An 18,344-nucleotide genomic window follows, 5' to 3' on the forward strand; every position below is an offset into this window, starting at 1 on the left:
ACTGGTTTTCTCCGTGGGCTTAGTGATAATGCAACGGCTGTTTTTTCTTTATCGAGGGCCCTATAGCCTATGTGGTACGAAGGTTTTCTCGGCTTGTCGCCCTGGTCATTGGTGGCAGTCACCCTGCTGATGACCCACGTGACAATCGTCGGCGTCACGGTCTATCTGCACCGTTACTCAGCCCATCGCTCGCTTGAGCTGAATGCCGGCCTGAAACATTTTTTCCGTTTCTGGCTGTGGTTGACCACGGCGCAGAACACCCGCGAGTGGACCGCTATCCATCGCAAGCATCACGCTAAATGCGAAACCGTCGATGACCCGCACAGCCCGGTCATCAAGGGTCTGTCCACCGTTCTGCGCAAAGGCGCCGAGTTGTACCGCGCCGAAGCGGAAAACCCCGAGACCCTGCGCATCTACGGCAAGAACTGCCCCGAAGACTGGATCGAGCGCAATCTCTATACCCCCTTCCCGCTGCTGGGCGTGGCGATCATGGCCGTCATCGACCTGCTGCTGTTCGGCACCATCGGCATCACCATCTGGGCCGTTCAGATGATGTGGATCCCCGTATGGGCCGCCGGCGTGGTCAATGGCCTGGGCCATGCCATCGGCTACCGCAACTTCGAATGCCGTGACGCGGCGACCAATCTGGTGCCCTGGGGCATCCTGATCGGCGGTGAAGAACTGCATAACAACCATCACACCTACCCCAACTCGGCAAAACTGTCGGTGAAGAAGTGGGAGTTCGATCTGGGCTGGGCCTGGATTCAAGTGTTCAGCTTCCTGCGTCTGGCCAAGGTCCAGCGGGTCGCGCCGATTGCCCATCGTGTCGAAGGTAAAGGCCACCTGGACATGGACACCGCCATGGCGATCCTCAACAACCGCTTCCAGATCATGGCCCAGTACCGCAAATTGGTGATCGGGCCGCTGGTCAAGCAAGAGCTGGAAAAGGTCGATCACTCGGTCCGCCACCAGTTCCACCGCGCCAAGCGCTTGCTTTCGCGCGAAACCAGCCTGCTGGACGACAAACACCATGTCCGCATCCAGAACATGCTCGAGCACAGCCAGGCGCTGAAGGTCATTTACGAAAAACGCCTGGCCTTGCAGCAGATCTGGGTCAAGACCAGCTCCAATGGTCACGACATGCTGGCCGCCATCAAGGATTGGGTACACGAAGCCGAAGCCAGCGGGATTCAATCCCTGCGTGACTTCGCCGGCCAACTCAAAACCTACTCCCTGCGCCCGACCGCTGCCTGACGGTGGCGGCGGCTGCGCAGCAGACGCAAAATCGGCGACGCGTTTTAATCGAATAAAAAGCGTCGCCAATACCGCCCAGCGGGAGCAAGCTCCCTCGCCACAAAAATGTGGGAACTTCGCTTCAAATCGTCCCTCTCAAAGACACTTCGCCACCCAGGCGGGCTTCGTTGTGGCCGCTTTCGAATCCAAAGCGGCGCACGCCCTTTGAGATGTGTACCCATGGTCATTAAAAACCAAGAAGACCCATCCCCTTCGCAATGGCCCGAGGCCGCGCAAACCCTGCTGGCGCTGATGCATGCCCAAGGTGAAGTGGCGCGACTGAGCGAACGCGAACAGCTGTTCAGCACCCTGCTGGTGAGTGTCAATGCCGTGCTCTGGGCATTCAACTGGGAAACCCGCCAGGTGCTGTATGTCAGCCCGGCCTATGAGCGGATTTTCGGGCGCTCCGCCGACCTGCTGCTGTCCGACTACAACCAGTGGCGGGACAGCATCTACCCCGACGATCTGGAATATGCCGAGCGCAGCCTGGCGGATGTGCTGGAAAAAGGCGCGATCGAAGACCGCGAATACCGGATCATTGCCGCCGACGGCCAAGTGCGCTGGCTCAGCGACAAATGCTTCATGAACCGCCAGGCCGAGCCAGGGCAGCCGGTCATCATCGTTGGCATCGCTGAAGACATCACCGACAAGAAGCAAATGGAAACCGAGCTGCAACGCCTGGCCACCACCGACGCCCTGACCCAGAGCAGCAATCGTCGCCACTTCTTCGAAGGCGCTCATCAGGAATTCGAAATGGCACGTCAACAAGAGACGCCGTTGTCCTTCCTGATGCTGGACATCGATGACTTCAAAATCATCAACGACACTTATGGTCACCAGGAAGGCGATAACGTCCTGCAGCGTATCGCCGAGAGCGGTCGAGCGGCGTTGCGCCGTGGCGATCTGTTCGGGCGCATTGGTGGTGAGGAGTTCGCGGCGGTGTTCCCGGGCTGCACGCCGGACATGGCTCTGCAAGTGGCTGAACGACTGCAGAGGGAGATCCAGCGTTTGAGCTTCAAGCATGACGGCCAGACGTTTGGCATCACCGTCAGTCAGGGGCTGACCAGCCTTGTCGCCGGGGACGAAAATGTGGATAGCCTGTTTGCCCGCGCGGACGCAGCGATGTATCAGGCCAAGCGTGAGGGCAAGAACCGGATAGTGACGGCCTGAATGCCCTTCCAGGAACGGCCTTGCCAGCTCCTGCAGGGTTTGGGTGAAGCCTTATTTTTTGCGCAGGCGCACCAACTCCGGCAAACCGATCTTGAGCAGGCGCGCCGTACGGCTCTTGGCCAGGTCCTCAAGCCCCTCATGCTCGCTCAAGCGCGCCAGCTGCGCCGCCATGTTCATCACCAGCGCTTCACGGGAGTAGACCCCGCCACCGAGCTGGTAGGTCGCCGCAATCAGCTCTCGTAGCTCCAGCGGCAATCGCCAGCGGGTACGCAACGCCGAACCGTAGGCCGCGCTGAATTCGGCCAACGCCTCGCCAACCGCCTCTTGCTCGTCCAGCTCGCCACCGGCCTGCTTCCATTCCTGCAAACAACGCAACAACGCCAGATCGCCGAGCCGATGCAACATGCCCGCGCAATAGCATCGCGCCTGATCCAGATCGAGCAAGCGCGCCAGCGTTCGCGCGTATTCGGCGGTGTGCAGCGACAAGTCCCAATAGCGCTCGGCGTAGTCCGACAGAGACGGATCACTGAGCCGTGCACTGCGCTTGAGGGCCAGGCCGAGAATCAGGTTCATGCTTTGCCCGGTACCCAGTCGGTGCAGCGCCTGCGACAGGGTTTGTACAGGTGCGCCGTGATGCTGGGCCGCGCTGTTGGCGGCGGCGATCAGAACCGCCGTGACCTGCGGGTCTGTGCGGATCTCGTCTTCCAGCGCCGTCAAGTCCAGACCGTCAGGATTGAGGCTACGCTTGACCGCCAACTGCACGTCGGTCATCAGCGGCGCGCCCTCGGACAGTTCACGACGACGCTCCAGGAATACAGACAGGGTCATGCCCGGCGCCAGCGCCGGCACTTCGCACGACACCTCTTCCCCCCCATCGAGCAGCAATCCGTGCAAGCGCTGAGTCAGGCTTTCCATGTTCAACGGTTTGGTCAGGTAGGCGGCAGGCGCCAGCGGCAAGACCTCGCGTACGCTGGCGCTGTCGTTGCGACTGCTCATCAGGATGAAGGGCAACGGTGGGTTGCGTTTGCGCTGGCGAACACTGCGCAACACATTCAGGCCATCGACACCGGGCAATTCCCAGTCGACGATCACCAGATCGTAAGGGTAGGCCGCCAGCAACTCCAACGCCTGCTGGCCGTCGGCGCACAGATCCAGTCGTGCGTCACAGCGAACGTTCAACAACACTTCCTTGAGCAGATCACGGGACCAAGGGTCGGCCTCAGCGATCAGTACTCTCGGAACCGCGGGTAAAATGACAGCTGTCATACAGCGCTCCCTGACAATGCTCGAACCTTATCCAATGCCGCTCCTTCGAATAGTATCAATACGTGGTATCTGTTCTGGCAGATATAAAAAAACCCGCCGAAGCGGGTTTTTTGTCGATCAAGTCACACTTGGCGATCAGAGCTCAGCGAAGCATTCTTCGATGATCGCCAGACCTTTGTCCAGTTGTTCGTCCGGAGCAGTCAGCGGTACCAGGACGCGCAGAACGTTGCCGTAGGTGCCGCAGGACAGCAGGATCAGGCCTTTGTCGCGAGCCTTGGCCACAACGGATGCCACAGCGGCAGCGTTCGGCTTGTGGCTGTCGCCGTTTTCGAACAGCTCGACAGCGATCATTGCGCCCAGGGCACGGACTTCACCGATCACCGACGGGTATTTGGCCTGGATGGCTTTGAGGCCAGTGACCAGACGCTCGCCGACGGACTTGCAGCGGTCCAGCAGGTGCTCTTCTTCGAACACTTCCATCACGGCCAGGGCCGCGGCGCAAGCGATCGGGCTACCGGCGTAGGTGCCGCCCAGGCCGCCTGGAGCGATAGCGTCCATGTATTCGGCCTTGCCGCACACACCGGCCAGCGGGAAGCCGCCAGCGATGGATTTGGCGAAAGTGGTCAGGTCGGCAGCAACGCCCATCTGTTCCATGGCGAAGAACGTACCGGTACGGCCCGCGCCGGTCTGTACTTCGTCAGCGATCATCAGGATGCCGTGCTGGTCGCACAGGGCACGCAGACGCTTCATGAATTCTTTCGGCGCGACGTAGAAACCACCTTCACCCTGTACAGGCTCGATGATGATCGCGGCGATGTCTTTCGGCTCGGCGTCGTTCTTGAAGATGCGCTCGATGGAAGCGATCGAATCGTCGATGCTCACGCCATGCAGTTCGTTCGGGTACAGCGCGCGGAAGATACCGCCTGGCATCAGACCCATGCCGGCCGAGTAAGGCACGACTTTACCGGTCAGGCCCAGGGTCATCATGGTGCGACCGTGGTAGGCGCCGGTGAAGGCGATCACGCCGGCACGGCCAGTGGCGGCACGAGCGATTTTCACGGCGTTTTCCACGGCTTCGGAACCGGTGGTGACCAGCAGGGTTTTCTTGGCGAAATCACCTGGCACCTTGGCGTTGATTTTTTCGCACACTTCCACGTACGGCTCGTAGGCCAGTACCTGGAAGCAGGTGTGGGTCAGCTTGTTCAGTTGCTCGGTCACGGCGGCGATGACTTTCGGGTGCACGTGACCGGTGTTCAGCACAGCGATACCGCCGGCGAAGTCGATGAACTCGCGACCTTCAACGTCGGTCACGGTAGCGTTCTTCGCGGACTCGGCGAAGATCGGGTGAATCTGGCCTACGCCACGTGGAACAGCAGCGGTACGGCGGGCCATCAAAGAAGCGTTAGTCTTGCTCATACATTCCTCATTCGCCGCTCATCGGTCGGCGTGGTTCAAGGATTAGGCAGCGAGGAGGCAACTTCGGCAGCATGCGATGATCGACTGCCACAGCTTTCCCCGCCACAGAGAAAATTCCGTTTGAAGCACGCAAAGGAACAGCGCTCTCGTGCCCTTTGCGTTTGAAGCAATGCCTTGCCGGGCTTATGCCCTCGAGCTTAGATGCCCAGGCAGAGGTATTTGATTTCCAGGTAATCTTCGATGCCGTACTTGGAGCCTTCACGGCCCAGGCCCGAGGCCTTGATACCGCCGAATGGCGCGACTTCGTTGGAGATCAGCCCGGTGTTGACGCCGACCATGCCGTATTCCAGGGCTTCAGCCACACGGAACACACGACCCAGGTCACGCGCATAGAAGTACGAGGCCAGACCGAACTCGGTGTCGTTGGACATCGCGATCACGTCGGCTTCGTCTTTGAAACGGAACAGCGGCGCCAATGGACCGAAGGTTTCTTCCTTGGCCACGGCCGCGTTGTTCGGCACGTTGGTCAGGATGGTCGGCTCGAAGAAGTTGCCTTCGATAGACTTGCCGCCGGACAGCACGGTAGCGCCTTTGGCAACGGCGTCAGCGATGTGCTCTTGCACCTTGGCCACGGCTTTTTCATCGATCAGCGGGCCAGTGGTGGTGCCTGCTTCCAGACCGTTGCCGATCTTCAGCTTGGCCACGGCCACTTTCAGCTTCTCGGCGAAGGCGTCGTAGACCGAATCCTGGATGTACAGGCGGTTGGCGCAGACGCAGGTCTGACCGTTGTTGCGGTACTTGGAAATGATCGCGCCTTCGACGGCCTTATCCAGGTCCGCGTCGTCGAACACGATGAACGGTGCGTTGCCGCCCAGTTCCAGGGACACTTTCTTGATGTCCTTGGCGCATTCGGCCATCAGTTGACGACCGATTTCGGTCGAACCGGTGAAGGACAGTTTGCGCACGATCGGGTTGCTGGTCAGCTCGGTGCCGATGTCGCCGGCGCTGCCGGAAACCACGCTGAACACACCAGCAGGGATGCCGGCACGCTGGGCCAATTCAGCCAGGGCGAACGCGGAGAACGGCGTTTGCGAAGCAGGCTTGAGCACCATAGTGCAACCGGCGGCCAGGGCCGGGCCGGCTTTACGGGTGATCATTGCGGCCGGGAAGTTCCACGGGGTGATGGCAGCGGTCACGCCGATTGGCTGCTTGATCACGATCAGGCGCTTGTCTGGCTGGTGGCCCGGAATCACATCACCGTAGATGCGCTTGGCTTCTTCGGCGAACCACTCGATAAAGGAAGCGGCGTAAACGATTTCGCCCTTGGCTTCGGCCAGTGGCTTGCCTTGTTCCAGGGTCATCAGGCGAGCCAGGTCGTCCTGGTTCTCGATGATCAGTTCGAACCAGCGACGCAGCTTGTTCGCACGCTCTTTGGCGGTCAGTGCACGCCAGGCCGGCAGCGCTTTGTCAGCAGCTTCGATTGCACGGCGGGTTTCGGCAGCGCCCATTTTCGGCACAGTACCCAGAATTTCGCCCGTTGCCGGGTTGTTGACCTTGATCGTCTGACCATTGTCCGCATCAACCCAAGCGCCATCGATGAAGGCTTGCTGGCGGAACAACTGGGTGTCTTTAAGCTGCATGTCGGCTTTCCTTAACAGCACCGCGCGATACGCGGAGCAAATTATGATTGTAGAAAGGCGCCTCAGTAGGCTGCCGTCAGGGAAATCATTCACCGGGCTGAAGCACATAAATAGCGCACGTATTGAATTCGTGCGGTTCAGCACCCAGACAAGAGCGTTTGAAATCTCAAACGAATCCTAGGATCAAAGGGGTTAAAGGACAATAGGGCGTTCGAAAAAAAGAACGAAAACGTCTTTTTTGCTGTGATTTTCTGATCAACGTAACAAAGGCAGGTTACGCTTTGGAAAAACGCAGGCGATTCAGCAGCATGGACGCCCGCAGTGCATATGAGTATCATGGCGCCCGCGCTGCACCAGTAGCTCAGCTGGATAGAGTACTGCCCTCCGAAGGCAGGGGTCGTGGGTTCGAATCCCGCCTGGTGCACCATCTATAGAAACGAGAAAGCCTCAGGCCGTAAGGTCTGGGGCTTTTTTGTGGGCGCACAAAAAAACCGCCTGAGCGGTTTTTTTCATTCCGTCGTCCAATCAAACTCGTCGTATTCATCATCGTCCTCGTCATCCTCGAAGCCTTCATCTTCGAGCACGTCGTCTTCAACGATGTCTTCGTCCGGCTGATTCAGCAGAAAATCCTTACGACTTTCGGTAATCGCTCGCCGTAGTTCCTCACCCTTTTCCGGGCAGTTGAGCATTTGGGCGATGCGGTCGATTTTTTTTGTCACGGCATCCTCCAACGCATCGACTACAGGCTGATAGTGCGCGCTTTCGGGGAGGGATGCCAAATCCCCGGAAGGCCGCGCACTTCAGTTTTTTCTGCAAAGCCGCTGAAGTGATCAGGCTTCAGCGGTGGTAACGCCGGACCACGCTGCTGTTTTTCAGCACATGACCGTTGATTCGTTCCAGCAGCTGCGCACGGGTCAGGCCTGCCGGCAACGCATCCGGTGCGAGGTCCAGGGCGTAGATCTGGATGATGTAATGGTGCGCACTGTCGCCAGCCGGCGGGCAGGGGCCGACGTAACCGGCGGTGCCTTTGCTGTTGATGCCGGACACGCCTTCAAGTGTGGACTTTGCGCCGACACCGGACGCGATCTGGTGGGTGCTGGCTTTGATGCCGTAATGCACCCAGTGATCGACACCCTGTCCTTTCTGGCCGTCAGGGTCGTGCATGACGATGGCGTAACTGAGCGTTCCGGCCGGGCCGGCGCTCCAGCTCAGCGCCGGTGAAACATTATGCCCGCCGCAGCCCGGCGCATCGCTGGCAGCGGCAGAAGTGAACAACCGGTCATCCGACACGCCTGGGATGTTCAGGGTGAAACGCTCCTGGGTCGCTTGTGCCGCCTGCGCCGCATGCGCCGGCAATTGCACGCAAAGGGCGACCGCTATGGCCGCTAGCCAAGGGTTCAGAGAGGTCAATCGGGTCATGCCGGAGTACCTTGTGCGGGTGGGGCCGTCGTCGGCGTGCAAACTATAGCTGGAGCTTTCATTTGGTGGCACCAGGATTTGGCGCAACCTTCAACAATTGCGCCGTTTTTTTCAACGAAGCACCGCGCCTCAGAACCGTCCTACACCCGTTACTGAAGACGGTGACGAGGATAGGTCGACCGCATTTCAACCGCCGAACAGCAAAACGCCCGGCGCCTGCATTGCGCAGAGGCCGGGCGTTGTCTGGAGGGTGGCGGTTTTATTGAACCTCGCCTGCGCCAGCAAATTTGCTCATGACGAAGCCGACAAATTCTTCGACTGTCATTTTCTGGCCGTTGAACTCGACCTGATTGTTGGCGTAATGCAGTTTGCTGACGATGTTGTTTCCGTCCAGTTTCGCCAGCTGCGAGCCGACGGCCATGCTGCCAAACATGTCGGCGGTGGCGGTGGCCTGATCGGCGATCAGCTTGGCGTCGGTCTGGCCGTCGATTTGCGATTGCACGGTGAACACGTCAACGAGCATTGGCTTGGACACTTGCAAATTGATGTCCAGCAGCGCAATCAACTGCCTGATCAGTTGGTCGGTCGGCAATTCGATCGATTGCGGCTTGGTCAGGTCCAGCACCAGGTTGGCGCGGCTTTCGCCGTTGGTGGTTTTGAACGAGAGGTTTTCCAGGGCCACCTGCGGGCCGGCCGCCAGCAATTGCTCCAGACCGGTTTTCAGTTGCGCCTCTTCGGCTTCGGTCAGCTTCAGTTCCGGCACCGGTTGACCCGCCTCGGCTGCCTCGGCGGCAAGTTGCTCGTACGGCTGCAGTTTGCTCTGGTAAATCTGCATCAGCGACATCGTCGCCGGTATGTCGAGGTTCTTCAGGCTCATCGCCAACTGTGCCGAACCGAACGCCTTGCCGTTCAAGGACACTTCACCCACCTTGTAGTCGGCACGCCCGGATGCGCTGGTGCCCGATTCCTCGGTCTGGTTCTTCATCTCGAAATTCTTGAAGCCCAGCACGGACTGTTTGGCACCGAACGTGGTTTGGCTGTTGGTCAGCACAACGGTGTTTTCGCCGGTGTAGTAGCCGTAGGTACTTTTGCTCAGGTTGCTGGCCAGAGTCAGGCCGTTCAATTCGACCTGCACCGGTGCCTGATCTTCGGAAACGGTGGTCAGCTTCAGACTGTCCATGTAGCCGTCGGCCTTGACCTTCTGCGCCTGGGCGCTGGCCGAAACATCGAGTTTCAGGCCGGAAAACTTCAAGCTGGACTTGTCATCCAGCGCGGTTTCCAGCGGCAGCATTTCCAGCGTGCCGTTGGTGGAGTTGTCGTAGCCGATATTGACCACGCCTTTGAGCGGGGAGACATCCTTGGCGGCGGCAAACCATTTTTCAGTGAGCGGCGTCTTTTCCAGTTCGTAATGACTGGTGGCCATGACCGGCAGCCACTTCAGCGACACCAGGCGCGAGAACGGCAGCGGACCGTGTTCGATGTGATCGACAAACAGCAGCTCAACCGGCTCCTCGCCGAACATTTCACCTTCGCCCTTGAGGCGATAGTGCGCGGTACTGCTGAACACATGGCGCTCCAGCGACACCAGTTCCAGCGATGCCGTGCCTTTATGACCGACCAGCGCCGCTTGCAGTTGCTGGTTGGCGTCAGCCAGGGAAGTGTTCAGCACGCTTTCGATTTTGGTGCCGGTGTACCAGGCACCGCCGGCGCTGATTGCACCGATGGCCACGACAATTCCCAGTAACACGCCTGCTGATTTATTCATGAATGACCCGTTCAATGTCCGTTGTTGAAGGTGTAGTCGTCTTCCCTGAACCCATGACGGGTTGCGGTCGCGACAGCGCTGAAAGTGGGATGCAGATTAGCATCAGGCGCGGTGGACGGCCCAAGGATTAAAGGTGAAAGAGTGTCTATGGCGCATGTATGAGCGATTGTCTTCGCTGGCAAGCCAGCTCCCACAGGTTGCGCACATTCCCCGTAGTAGCTGGCTAGCCAGCGAAGGCGTCAGACCTGCCAACGCAGCATCAGGAATACTGAACCTCGATCTCATCGAGCTGATGATCAAAGGTTTTAAGCCGCGCGGTCCAGGTGTACACCAGCACTTCAAAGTCGCGATTGATCACCGCCCCGCCCGTCACTTCCCCCTGCGGGTCGCAGAAATCCAGCTGATAGCGTTCGCGGGCCATGGCGGCGGCGACATCGGCCAGTTCCCGCGCATTGTTGAGCCAGTGCCAGCCGTCGTCGGCCACTTGCTTGTCGAGCGCCAGGCATTGTTTTTTCAGGGTTTCCAGGCTCTTTTCCAGCGGTGTGCCGGTGAGTTCGCCCATGACCTCCTGGAACGTGCGCCCTGGCTGCCAGTAACTGCCCCAGAAATAACGGTCGAACACCGTTTCGACACGACGCAGCGCGACCTTGGTGTCCCAGATCAGCACCAGGGTCTTGCCTTGTTCGAGTTGTCTTTTTTTGATTCGCTGGTTCTGGACCGAGGCCCAGGCCACCACCGCGATGGACATCACGGCAATCAGCGCCGTGGCGCTGTCGAGGAACACCAGAGCCTTGTCGATCTGGTGGGTCAGCATGACGCCGTAGAAATAGGTGGCCGAAAGCAGCACTAACGCTACGACGGCGCACCAGAAGCCGAGAGCATAAGGGTTTTTCATTATTGGTTTCCCCATGACCTGCGCGAGCTTTGCGAAGCAAGGGCGCCTGACTCCAGCGCCCCTCCAACACTTCAAAGCATAGCAACGGCCTCAGGGTTTGCCGGAGTTCGACGCTTGCGTTCGTCCGCTTTCCCACCCTCCGCCCAGGGCGAGGAACAAATCGATCTGGCTCATGGCAACTTGCGTGTTCGCCGTGGCCAGTTGCGCCGTGACGTCGGTGTAAGTGCGGGTCGCTTGCAGGTCCGCCAGGAACGACTCGCGGCCGGCCTGGAAGAAGCGGTGCGTCTGGTCGGCCGCCAGTTTCGCCGATTGCTCGGCATCCGCCAGGGCATCACGGCGTTGCAGCAGCGCGGAGTACTGGGCCAGGGCGGTCTGGGTTTCGCGAATGGCGTTGAGCACAACGCCGTCAAAGTGTGCCAACACACCCTGGGTCGTGGCTTCGGCTTCACGGATGCGGGCGCGGGTGCCGTTGGACGGTACGGTCCAGGTCAGCGACGGCCCGAACCCCCAACGGTTGGTGGATGGGTCGCCGAGATCACCCAGGATGCCGACGGTACCGATGGTCGCGCCGATGCTGATTTTCGGGTACAGCTCGCCCGTAGCGATGCCGATACCGGCCGTCGCGGCCGCCAGTCGGCGCTCGGCCTGCCGCACGTCGGGACGACGCTTGAGCAATGCGGCACCATCGCCCACAGGCACCAACTGCGCGATTTTCGGCAGTTCAGCGCAAGTCGCAGTGCCGGCCGGCAATTGATCCACAGGCTTGGCCAGCAGCATCGACAAACGGAACAACCCGGCCTGACGCGCCGCCTCATAACGGGGCATGTCGGCACGCAACGACTTGAATTGGGTTTGCGAGCGCGTGACCTGGGTCTCGTCGCCACGTCCGGCGTCGCGCAAGCGCTGGATCAGCGTGGTGCTCTGGGATTGCAGATCAAGGGAATGCTGGGCGATCTCCCGCTCTTCGTTGGCCGCGCAGACCTGGGTGTAGGCCCGCACGACATCGGCCACCAGGGTGATGCGCGCGGTGTCGGCGGCGGCCTGGGTGGCATCGGCGTTGGCCTTGGCCGCTTCGATGCCGCGCTGCAACGTACCGAACAGGTCGAACTGGTACGACGCGGAAATACCGATATCGCCGATGTTGGCCACCGGCACCTTTTCCGGCAACAGGAAGGCTTGGCCGGACTCCTGCAAACGCTCGGCGCCCATTTTCACGCCGCCGCTCCAGCCACCGGCCGCCTCGGCCTCGTCGACTTGCGCACGAGCGCGCAACAGACTGGCCGCCGCCACGCGCAGATCGGTGTTGGATGCCATGGCTTGCTGCACCAGTTGATCGAGACGCGGGTCCCGATACAGGCGCCACCAATCGGCAGGCACCGGCGCCGAGACCACGGGCTTGCCTTCCACCGCCAGTTCGCCCTGCAAGTCTTCACGGTGGATGGCCGCTTCGTCCGGCAGGTGATAGTCCGGCCCGACCACCTGACACGCCGACAGCAACAAGCCTAATCCGGCAACCGCCAAACCCGTGGCTTTGCTCATTGCGCAGGCTCCCGGACCTGGTCGTCGATGATCGACACAGTCGCGGTGCGCCCGGCGATCATGCGGAAATCCGCCGGTACGTCATCGAAAGCAATCCGCACGGGAATCCGCTGGGCCAGGCGTACCCAGCTGAACGCCGGGTTGACGTTGGGCAACAGGTTGTTGCCGCTGGTGCGGTCGCGGTCTTCGATACCGGCGACGATGCTGACCACATGGCCACGCAGGCGCGCGCGGTCACCAATCACCCGGATGTCGACGCTCTGGCCGATATGGATGCCGTCCAGCTTGGTTTCTTCAAAATAGCCGTCGATGTGAAACGAATTGCTGTCGACGATAGACAGCACCGGCCGCCCGGCACTGACGAATTCCTGGGCACGCGGTGCGCGGTCGTTGACATAACCGTCCACCGGGCTGCGAATCACCGAGCGGTCGAGGTTGAGCTGAGCACTGTCCACCGCCACCTGGGCTTCCATCAACGCCACTTGGGCACGGGCTACCTTCGACTGGCTTTCTTCCAGCTGTTCGGCGGGCACCAGATTGCCCAGGCCTTTGTTGCGCTTGGCTTCGCGCTGGGCCTGGGCCAGGGTTTCTTCACGGTCGGCGACCGCGGCTTTCGCCTGGCGCAGGGCCAGCTTGAATCGGTCCTGATCGATGCTGAACAGCACCTGACCGCGCTTGACCGGCTGGTTGTCGCGCACGTCCACCTGCTGGATCAGCCCGGAAACGTCCGGGGCGATCTGCACAATGTCGGCACGGATGTGACCGTCGCGGGTCCAGGGGGCAAACATGTAATACAGCACCATCCGCCAGACCACGACCACGGCGAAGCTCACGATCAACAGGGTCAGGGCCACGCGGCCGATGGTCAATAAAGGCTTTTTCATGTCATCAGGTATCGACTGAGTGAGTCCACGACGCCAAGCAGCAAGGCGTAGAGAGCCACGTTAAACAATGCCCGGTGCCAGACCAGACGATAAAAGTGCAGACGCGTGAGCACCCCGTGCACCAACAGGAACAACACATAGGTAATGCCCATCAGCACCAGCAGTGTGGGCAGGAATACCCCGCTGAGATCCAGGTCACCAATCATAAAGGCGCTCCATCGATGCCATGGGGAAGCGGTTCTTCAAGCTCGGCGGAACCGACAAATTCGATGCCAGGCAACAACGCCAGGCGCAAGCCACTCAAGGCGTGCAACAGTTGCAGGCGGGTCTCGTCATCGCCCGCGCCGCCAAGCGCTCGACGGGCTCGGTCCATGGTCATCAGCAGCGGGCTCGGTGCGGGCAAGCGCCTGCCAGCCTTGAGGCACGCCTTGAAGTATTCGCCGACCTCGGCCACCACTTGGCGCAACAGCGCGTTCGGCACCCCGTCAATACGCGGCGCGTAGGCGAGAAGATCGAGCATATTCAGCGCCACGCGGGCTTCCCGCAGGGCGATCCCGGTGTCCTGCCCGGTCAAGGCCAGACGCGGCAAATGCTGCATCAGGCGGTCAAGCATTTGCACGCCAAGATGCCGGTGCTCGGCCAGACTGGCCGGCTCGGACAGGCCGACAATGTCACGCCAACTGAATCGGGTCAGACGCTTGGCCGCCAGTTCGGCGCCGAATGGCCGGGCGATCAGGGTCCAGACAAACGCAAACAGCAAGCCCACGGGGCCGGCCAGGTTGGCGTTGGCAAAGCTGAGGAAGTCCGCGTCGTACGCCCCCTGAATGCTAATGAAGGACGAGGTGTTGACCAGTGTCAGCAACATGCCCAGGTAAAACTGCGGCTTGACGGTCAAGGTGCCGACGATGATGAACGGCACGGCGAACGCCAGCACCAGCATCGGGAAATCGTGCAGGTTGGGCAGCACCAGAAACAGGTAAAGACTGGCGAACAACACCGACATCGCCGTCCAGAAAAAGAACCGGTAAATCTGTGGTGCAGGGTCGTCCATCGAGGCGAAGAAGCTGCACGCCACGGCCGCCAGAATCACGGCGGAGCCCCCGTCGGTCCAGCCCAGCAGAATCCACAGCACCGATGCAACGATGATCGCCGTGACGGTGGACGCCGCTGAATAAAGCATCAGGCCGCGATCCAGAAATGGCGACAGTCGGCCGAGCCGCCAATGCCGATACACCGCGTGCCAACTGTCTTGGTTTTCGCATTGGATGGCGATTTGCAGACTGCGGCAGTCCTGCCACAGATCGATCCATTCGCCGAGGCGGTACAGCGCGTTGGAGAACAACAGCTGCTTGCGGTCCTCCAGCGCTTCGACATTGGGTTGAAGGGCTTCGACCTGGTCTTTGAGCGCCTGCCAGCGATCGACATCCGCGTCCTTGTGTTGCAGCCATTCGCTGGCGGCGTCGAGGAGTGGCGCGAACTTATCCACAAGTTCGGGCGTGCGCCGTTCCAGGGCGCAAAGCGCATCGTCCAGGGCATCGACCACGGTCAGCAGGTGGATCATCCTTCCGCGCAGTTCCTTGGTGTTGCGCACCGTTTGCGGCCGCGCGCCTTCGTGGGGCAACTGACCGATCATCAGCTCCAGGCTATTGAAGGTCGCCACCATCGACGCACGCAACGCACTGGCTTCGGCCGGTTGCACATGGCGACCGAGGAATTGCAGGCTATAGGTCGAGGCATCGGCGAACCACTTGCTCACCGAATCGTTGAACACCGGGGCCAGCCGCCGAGGCCAGAACATCGCGCCGACGACCGCCGCAACGGCGATGCCGAGGAAGATCTCCTCCGTGCGTGCCTCGGCGACGTCCCACACCGACAACGGGTTATTCATCACCGGCAACGCGATCAGCGGCAAGGTGTAACCGGCGAGCATCAACGCGTAGTTGTTGGCGGTGCGCAGGTGCAGGGACAGAAACAGCAGAATCCCGGTCCACAGTGCCACCACCAGCACCAGCACATAGGGGCTCTGGACAAACATCGGCACGAAAAACACCGCCGCGGCAGCACCGAGGAAGGTGCCCACTGCGCGGTACAGCGCCTTGGAACTGGTCGGGCCGACAAACGGGCTGGAAACGATATACACCGTGGCCATCGCCCAGTAAGGCCGCGGCATTTGCATGAGCAAGGCGATGTAGAGCGCAATCATCGAGGCGGCGAACGTGCGCACACCGAAGAACCAGTCCCGCGCCGGGGGCACGCCGGTAAAAAAGCCGCTCAAGGGTAGAGCACCGGTGCTTGTCCGGCCGACTCGAAGGCCTTCAATACACGCAAGGTGGCTTCGAGGTCGAGCGCATCGATGCCTTCGAGCACCTCACTGCGCAAGCGCACCAGCTCAACTTCGACGGCTTGCACCAGTGTCCGACCGCTGTCGGTGAGGCTCAGGCATTTGGCGCGGCGATCCTGCGCATCCTCGGTGCGACAGACGTACCCGGCGTGACACAACTGATCGAGCAACCGCACCAGGGAAGGACTCTCCATCCCCGCCGCCTGCGCCACCGTCACCTGACGCACCCCCTCGCCCAACCGTCCGATCATCAACAACGGCACGGCACAGGCTTCGGAAATTCCGTAATTGAGCAGCGTGCTCTGGCAGATTTTCCGCCAATGCCTGGCGGCCACCACCATGGAGCTGCTGATGTTCATCTGCAGAGCGTCGAGATTATTCGGCACGGGAGAAAACACACTGTTAGTTTGCTAACTATCAATATGGCATTGGAGAGGTTTTTCCGTCAAGTTTTGAAACAAATTGGTTTCCACCCGTCGCAAGCAGAATGCGATGGACCTGACAGAGTACTGATGATGTATATACTTTATTGGTACCCGATCCAGGAACACTCACCATGTCAAAACAAGCCGTTTTTACAATGAAACTCGAATCAGATTTGCGCGAACAATTCATGGCCGAAGCAGAAGCCGCTCACCGCCCTGCCTCACAAATCGTCCGGGAAATGATGCGCCAGTTTGTCCAAACGCAACGAGAATCTCGTGAATACGAGGCCTTCCTGCAACGCAAAGTGGACATCGCCCGCACCTCAATGCACAGCGGCAACGGCCTGACGAATGAGGAAGTGGAAGCAGAGTTCGCCGCCAGGCGTGGGAAGGCAGCCACAGAACAATGAGGATAATCTGGACGTGAGAAGCCGCACAGGATCGTGCAGATATTTGGGACTACCTGTATGCCATCAACCCGAAAGCGGCCATCGACATGGACAATCGCTTCAGCGATGCGATATCCAGGCTTGCGCAACACCCTGACAGTGGCCCTGCCGGAATCATTGCCGGCACTCGCGAGCTGATTCCCCATCAGAGTTATCGAATTGTTTATGAACAGGCAGTGAACGCAATCTGGATACTTGCTCTGGTTCATACGTCCCGTCAGTGGCCGCCAGAGAATTGAACGTCTATACCCCCCGCCCCTTCCTCAACATCACATCCAGCTGATCAACCACCTCCGCCCAATCGGCATCCTCCAGAATATCGTCGCGCAGAAAATCCGCCTGGCTCTGGGTCCAGAAGAACGCATCCGCCAGGTGCAGCTCCGGTTTGAGCGGTGAATGGGTGGAAATGAATTTATCGATGCTTTCGGCGTCGTCGGGCAGGCCGAGTTGTTTGAACAGCGATGGGAGGCTGTGGGTCGGGTTTTCCATGTCTGGAGCTCCTGTGAATCAATGAAGGGACCGCTGCGCGGTCAATCGCGGGCAAGCCCGCTCCCACAGGTTCAGTGTTGATCACAAATCTGCGGCTCAACTCAATCACTGTGGGAGCGAGGCTTGCCCGCGATGGCGGCGGTACTGGCGTCGCGAATCTCAATGACTCAACTCCCGCACCTCGGCATGCGGCACCATTTTCAGGAACTGTGGCATGTCCATGTGCAGCAGGTTGATGTGGTTGCCGGCTTCCAGATAAATGTCCTTTTGCCGGGTCAGCAGTGGGTCGATGACCACGTCCAGCCCATAGGCCTCACCCAGGGCCGGTACGGCGCCGCGCTCGCAATCATCGAACAGGTGCGGCAGATTGCTTTCGCGCGAGACTTGCCATTCGCCGCTGCTGCGCACTTTGCTCAGGTCCAGGTGGCGACTGGCGGGCAACACGGCCATCAGATAATGACCATGGTGGTCGTCGAGGATGACTGACTTGGCCACCCGCTCGGCTGGAATGCCCGCGACTCGCGCCGTTTCCAGGCTACTGGCCGAGTGAGGGTGGGTGACGATGTCATATTCGCATTGAGCCTTTTCCAGGCTTCGCTGCACGGTTCTTGCCATACGCATGATGCACCTCGGTGTCCGCAACAACGTCTGACGGACGATGGTTGACGCTTTTCCACGTAGTGAAAGTCTAGGCCCGCCGGGCCAAACCGGTGGGAAATCCGCCCATTGGACACGTCGACACCTGAACAAAATTCATACAACCGAACGGTCAACTAAACTGTATACAGAACCGTCCACGACGCTCCCGGAGGGTGACGTGAATACGCGCTGTTGTACCGCTGCACTGCTAATGGCGTTGAGCGCGTCAGCCTTCGCCGCAGACACTGTCGGGCTACCGGCGACCAGTCCCGCCGGAATCTGGTTGATCACCTTCGGCCTCGCGTTCCTGATCGCCGAGGCGGCCCTGCCCAATTACGGCGTGATTGGCCTGGGCGGAATCGTGATGTTCGTGATCGGCGCGCTGATCCTGACCAATGCCGAACTCCCTGCTCCGTTAATGATCGTTTTGGGCTTGATCAGTGCTTTGCTGCTGGCGTTCCTGCTGATCCGCGCCCTGAAGACCCGCCCGCGCCATACCGTCAGCGGCGATGCCGTGCTGGTCGGCAGCATCACCCCCGTCACGTCATTGCTGGCCGACGATGCCTGCCACGGCTGGGTGCATTTGCAGGGCGAATACTGGCAAGTGTCGAGCGCCAAACCCCTGCAGATCGGGCAGAAAGTACGCGTGGTGTCGCGCAAGGGATTAATGCTGAAAGTGGCCGCGACTGACGCGGTGCCAGCGGGAGAATAGTC

General features: G+C 60.1%; 18 protein-coding genes, 1 tRNA gene and 1 pseudogene. 6 read left to right on the forward strand and 14 right to left on the reverse strand.

From position 1 onward, the window contains the following. Positions 1–69: 69 nt before the first annotated feature. Both desA and BLV61_RS14375 read left to right on the forward strand, forming a co-directional pair. The gene (gene desA / locus BLV61_RS14370; RefSeq protein ID WP_047536069.1) at positions 70–1,254 is read left to right on the forward strand and encodes a delta-9 fatty acid desaturase DesA; all 1,185 of its coding nucleotides are present in this window, start codon (positions 70–72) and stop codon (positions 1,252–1,254) included. Positions 1,255–1,473: 219 nt separating this feature from the next. Next, on the forward strand, positions 1,474–2,463 hold the full coding sequence (locus tag BLV61_RS14375; protein ID WP_090465946.1) for a GGDEF domain-containing protein: 990 nt from the start codon (positions 1,474–1,476) through the stop codon (positions 2,461–2,463). 51 nt (positions 2,464–2,514) lie between these two features. Here the strand turns inward: BLV61_RS14375 and BLV61_RS14380 are convergent, their stop codons facing one another. From BLV61_RS14380 to gabD, 3 genes are all read right to left on the reverse strand, one after another. After that, positions 2,515–3,729: a response regulator gene (locus tag BLV61_RS14380; protein ID WP_090465949.1), complete on the reverse strand. Its 1,215-nt coding sequence runs from the start codon at positions 3,727–3,729 to the stop codon at positions 2,515–2,517. Between the two features lie 135 nt (positions 3,730–3,864). Further along, entirely contained in the window at positions 3,865–5,145 is a 1,281-nt protein-coding gene (gabT, locus tag BLV61_RS14385; RefSeq protein ID WP_047536061.1) for a 4-aminobutyrate--2-oxoglutarate transaminase, read from the reverse strand. Positions 5,146–5,342: 197 nt separating this feature from the next. Then, positions 5,343–6,785, reverse strand: coding sequence for an NADP-dependent succinate-semialdehyde dehydrogenase (gabD, locus tag BLV61_RS14390; RefSeq protein WP_047536058.1), 1,443 nt, complete (start codon positions 6,783–6,785; stop codon positions 5,343–5,345). A gap of 350 nt (positions 6,786–7,135) precedes the next feature. On the opposite strand from gabD, the gene BLV61_RS14400 reads away from it, so the two are divergent. Continuing rightward, positions 7,136–7,212 (forward strand) — tRNA-Arg (locus BLV61_RS14400). Between the two features lie 82 nt (positions 7,213–7,294). Here BLV61_RS14400 and BLV61_RS14405 read toward each other — a convergent pair. From BLV61_RS14405 to BLV61_RS14445, 9 genes are all read right to left on the reverse strand, one after another. After that, entirely contained in the window at positions 7,295–7,564 is a 270-nt protein-coding gene (locus BLV61_RS14405; RefSeq protein WP_244159879.1) for a hypothetical protein, read from the reverse strand. Between the two features lie 58 nt (positions 7,565–7,622). After that, a complete protein-coding gene (locus BLV61_RS14410; RefSeq protein WP_090465957.1) occupies positions 7,623–8,204 on the reverse strand; it encodes a YbhB/YbcL family Raf kinase inhibitor-like protein in 582 nt (193 codons plus the stop codon). 259 nt (positions 8,205–8,463) lie between these two features. Then, complete coding sequence (locus BLV61_RS14415; protein WP_090465961.1) at positions 8,464–9,969, reverse strand: YdgA family protein; 1,506 nt, start codon at positions 9,967–9,969, stop codon at positions 8,464–8,466. Between the two features lie 259 nt (positions 9,970–10,228). After that, the gene (locus BLV61_RS14420; protein ID WP_090465971.1) at positions 10,229–10,864 is read right to left on the reverse strand and encodes an NADH:ubiquinone oxidoreductase subunit N; all 636 of its coding nucleotides are present in this window, start codon (positions 10,862–10,864) and stop codon (positions 10,229–10,231) included. A 90-nt stretch (positions 10,865–10,954) separates the two neighbouring features. After that, complete coding sequence (locus BLV61_RS14425) at positions 10,955–12,403, reverse strand: efflux transporter outer membrane subunit (RefSeq protein ID WP_090465974.1); 1,449 nt, start codon at positions 12,401–12,403, stop codon at positions 10,955–10,957. Continuing rightward, positions 12,400–13,287: an efflux RND transporter periplasmic adaptor subunit gene (locus BLV61_RS14430; RefSeq protein WP_047536037.1), complete on the reverse strand. Its 888-nt coding sequence runs from the start codon at positions 13,285–13,287 to the stop codon at positions 12,400–12,402. Before BLV61_RS14430 ends, BLV61_RS14425 begins: the two co-directional genes overlap by 4 nt. Next, a complete protein-coding gene (locus BLV61_RS14435; RefSeq protein WP_047536034.1) occupies positions 13,284–13,493 on the reverse strand; it encodes a DUF1656 domain-containing protein in 210 nt (69 codons plus the stop codon). The genes BLV61_RS14430 and BLV61_RS14435 overlap by 4 nt, the downstream gene beginning before the upstream one ends. Next, positions 13,490–15,562, reverse strand: coding sequence for an FUSC family protein (locus BLV61_RS14440; RefSeq protein ID WP_090465977.1), 2,073 nt, complete (start codon positions 15,560–15,562; stop codon positions 13,490–13,492). The genes BLV61_RS14435 and BLV61_RS14440 overlap by 4 nt, the downstream gene beginning before the upstream one ends. Continuing rightward, on the reverse strand, positions 15,559–15,987 hold the full coding sequence (locus BLV61_RS14445; protein ID WP_090465979.1) for a MarR family winged helix-turn-helix transcriptional regulator: 429 nt from the start codon (positions 15,985–15,987) through the stop codon (positions 15,559–15,561). Before BLV61_RS14445 ends, BLV61_RS14440 begins: the two co-directional genes overlap by 4 nt. Before the next feature lie 197 nt (positions 15,988–16,184). Between BLV61_RS14445 and BLV61_RS14450 the strand changes: the two genes are divergently transcribed. Next, positions 16,185–16,463, forward strand: a complete 279-nt coding sequence (locus tag BLV61_RS14450) for a hypothetical protein (protein ID WP_047536028.1) — start codon at positions 16,185–16,187, stop codon at positions 16,461–16,463. Beyond that, positions 16,460–16,741: pseudogene (locus BLV61_RS14455) on the forward strand (type II toxin-antitoxin system RelE/ParE family toxin). Before BLV61_RS14450 ends, BLV61_RS14455 begins: the two are co-directional and overlap by 4 nt. A gap of 4 nt (positions 16,742–16,745) precedes the next feature. On the opposite strand, the gene BLV61_RS14460 reads toward BLV61_RS14455, so the two are convergent. Together BLV61_RS14460 and BLV61_RS14465 are read right to left on the reverse strand one after the other, a co-directional pair. Further along, positions 16,746–16,991 carry a DUF2789 domain-containing protein gene (locus BLV61_RS14460; protein ID WP_047536022.1) on the reverse strand — a complete coding sequence of 82 codons (246 nt, stop codon included), beginning with the start codon at positions 16,989–16,991 and terminating at the stop codon, positions 16,746–16,748. 159 nt (positions 16,992–17,150) lie between these two features. After that, complete coding sequence (locus BLV61_RS14465; protein WP_047536019.1) at positions 17,151–17,612, reverse strand: aminoacyl-tRNA deacylase; 462 nt, start codon at positions 17,610–17,612, stop codon at positions 17,151–17,153. 196 nt (positions 17,613–17,808) lie between these two features. Between BLV61_RS14465 and BLV61_RS14470 the strand changes: the two genes are divergently transcribed. Beyond that, positions 17,809–18,342 carry an NfeD family protein gene (locus tag BLV61_RS14470; protein ID WP_208604210.1) on the forward strand — a complete coding sequence of 178 codons (534 nt, stop codon included), beginning with the start codon at positions 17,809–17,811 and terminating at the stop codon, positions 18,340–18,342. Positions 18,343–18,344 lie beyond the last annotated feature (2 nt).

The sequence above is a fragment of the Pseudomonas mohnii genome, from assembly GCF_900105115.1.
Taxonomy (GTDB): Bacteria; Pseudomonadota; Gammaproteobacteria; order Pseudomonadales; family Pseudomonadaceae; genus Aquipseudomonas; species Aquipseudomonas mohnii.

Bases quoted from the DNA above. Each gene is read 5' to 3' on its own strand.
- BLV61_RS14445 (WP_090465979.1), bottom strand. From the start codon at position 15,987: ATGAACATCAGCAGCTCCATGGTGGTGGCCGCCAGGCATTGGCGGAAA.
- desA (WP_047536069.1), top strand. From the start codon at position 70: ATGTGGTACGAAGGTTTTCTCGGCTTGTCGCCCTGGTCATTGGTGGCA.
- BLV61_RS14375 (WP_090465946.1), top strand. From the start codon at position 1,474: ATGGTCATTAAAAACCAAGAAGACCCATCCCCTTCGCAATGGCCCGAG.
- BLV61_RS14450 (WP_047536028.1), top strand. From the start codon at position 16,185: ATGTCAAAACAAGCCGTTTTTACAATGAAACTCGAATCAGATTTGCGC.
- BLV61_RS14420 (WP_090465971.1), bottom strand. From the start codon at position 10,864: ATGAAAAACCCTTATGCTCTCGGCTTCTGGTGCGCCGTCGTAGCGTTA.
- BLV61_RS14460 (WP_047536022.1), bottom strand. From the start codon at position 16,991: ATGGAAAACCCGACCCACAGCCTCCCATCGCTGTTCAAACAACTCGGC.
- BLV61_RS14410 (WP_090465957.1), bottom strand. From the start codon at position 8,204: ATGACCCGATTGACCTCTCTGAACCCTTGGCTAGCGGCCATAGCGGTC.
- BLV61_RS14425 (WP_090465974.1), bottom strand. From the start codon at position 12,403: ATGAGCAAAGCCACGGGTTTGGCGGTTGCCGGATTAGGCTTGTTGCTG.
- BLV61_RS14415 (WP_090465961.1), bottom strand. From the start codon at position 9,969: ATGAATAAATCAGCAGGCGTGTTACTGGGAATTGTCGTGGCCATCGGT.
- BLV61_RS14435 (WP_047536034.1), bottom strand. From the start codon at position 13,493: ATGATTGGTGACCTGGATCTCAGCGGGGTATTCCTGCCCACACTGCTG.
- BLV61_RS14430 (WP_047536037.1), bottom strand. From the start codon at position 13,287: ATGAAAAAGCCTTTATTGACCATCGGCCGCGTGGCCCTGACCCTGTTG.
- gabD (WP_047536058.1), bottom strand. From the start codon at position 6,785: ATGCAGCTTAAAGACACCCAGTTGTTCCGCCAGCAAGCCTTCATCGAT.
- BLV61_RS14465 (WP_047536019.1), bottom strand. From the start codon at position 17,612: ATGCGTATGGCAAGAACCGTGCAGCGAAGCCTGGAAAAGGCTCAATGC.
- BLV61_RS14380 (WP_090465949.1), bottom strand. From the start codon at position 3,729: ATGACAGCTGTCATTTTACCCGCGGTTCCGAGAGTACTGATCGCTGAG.
- gabT (WP_047536061.1), bottom strand. From the start codon at position 5,145: ATGAGCAAGACTAACGCTTCTTTGATGGCCCGCCGTACCGCTGCTGTT.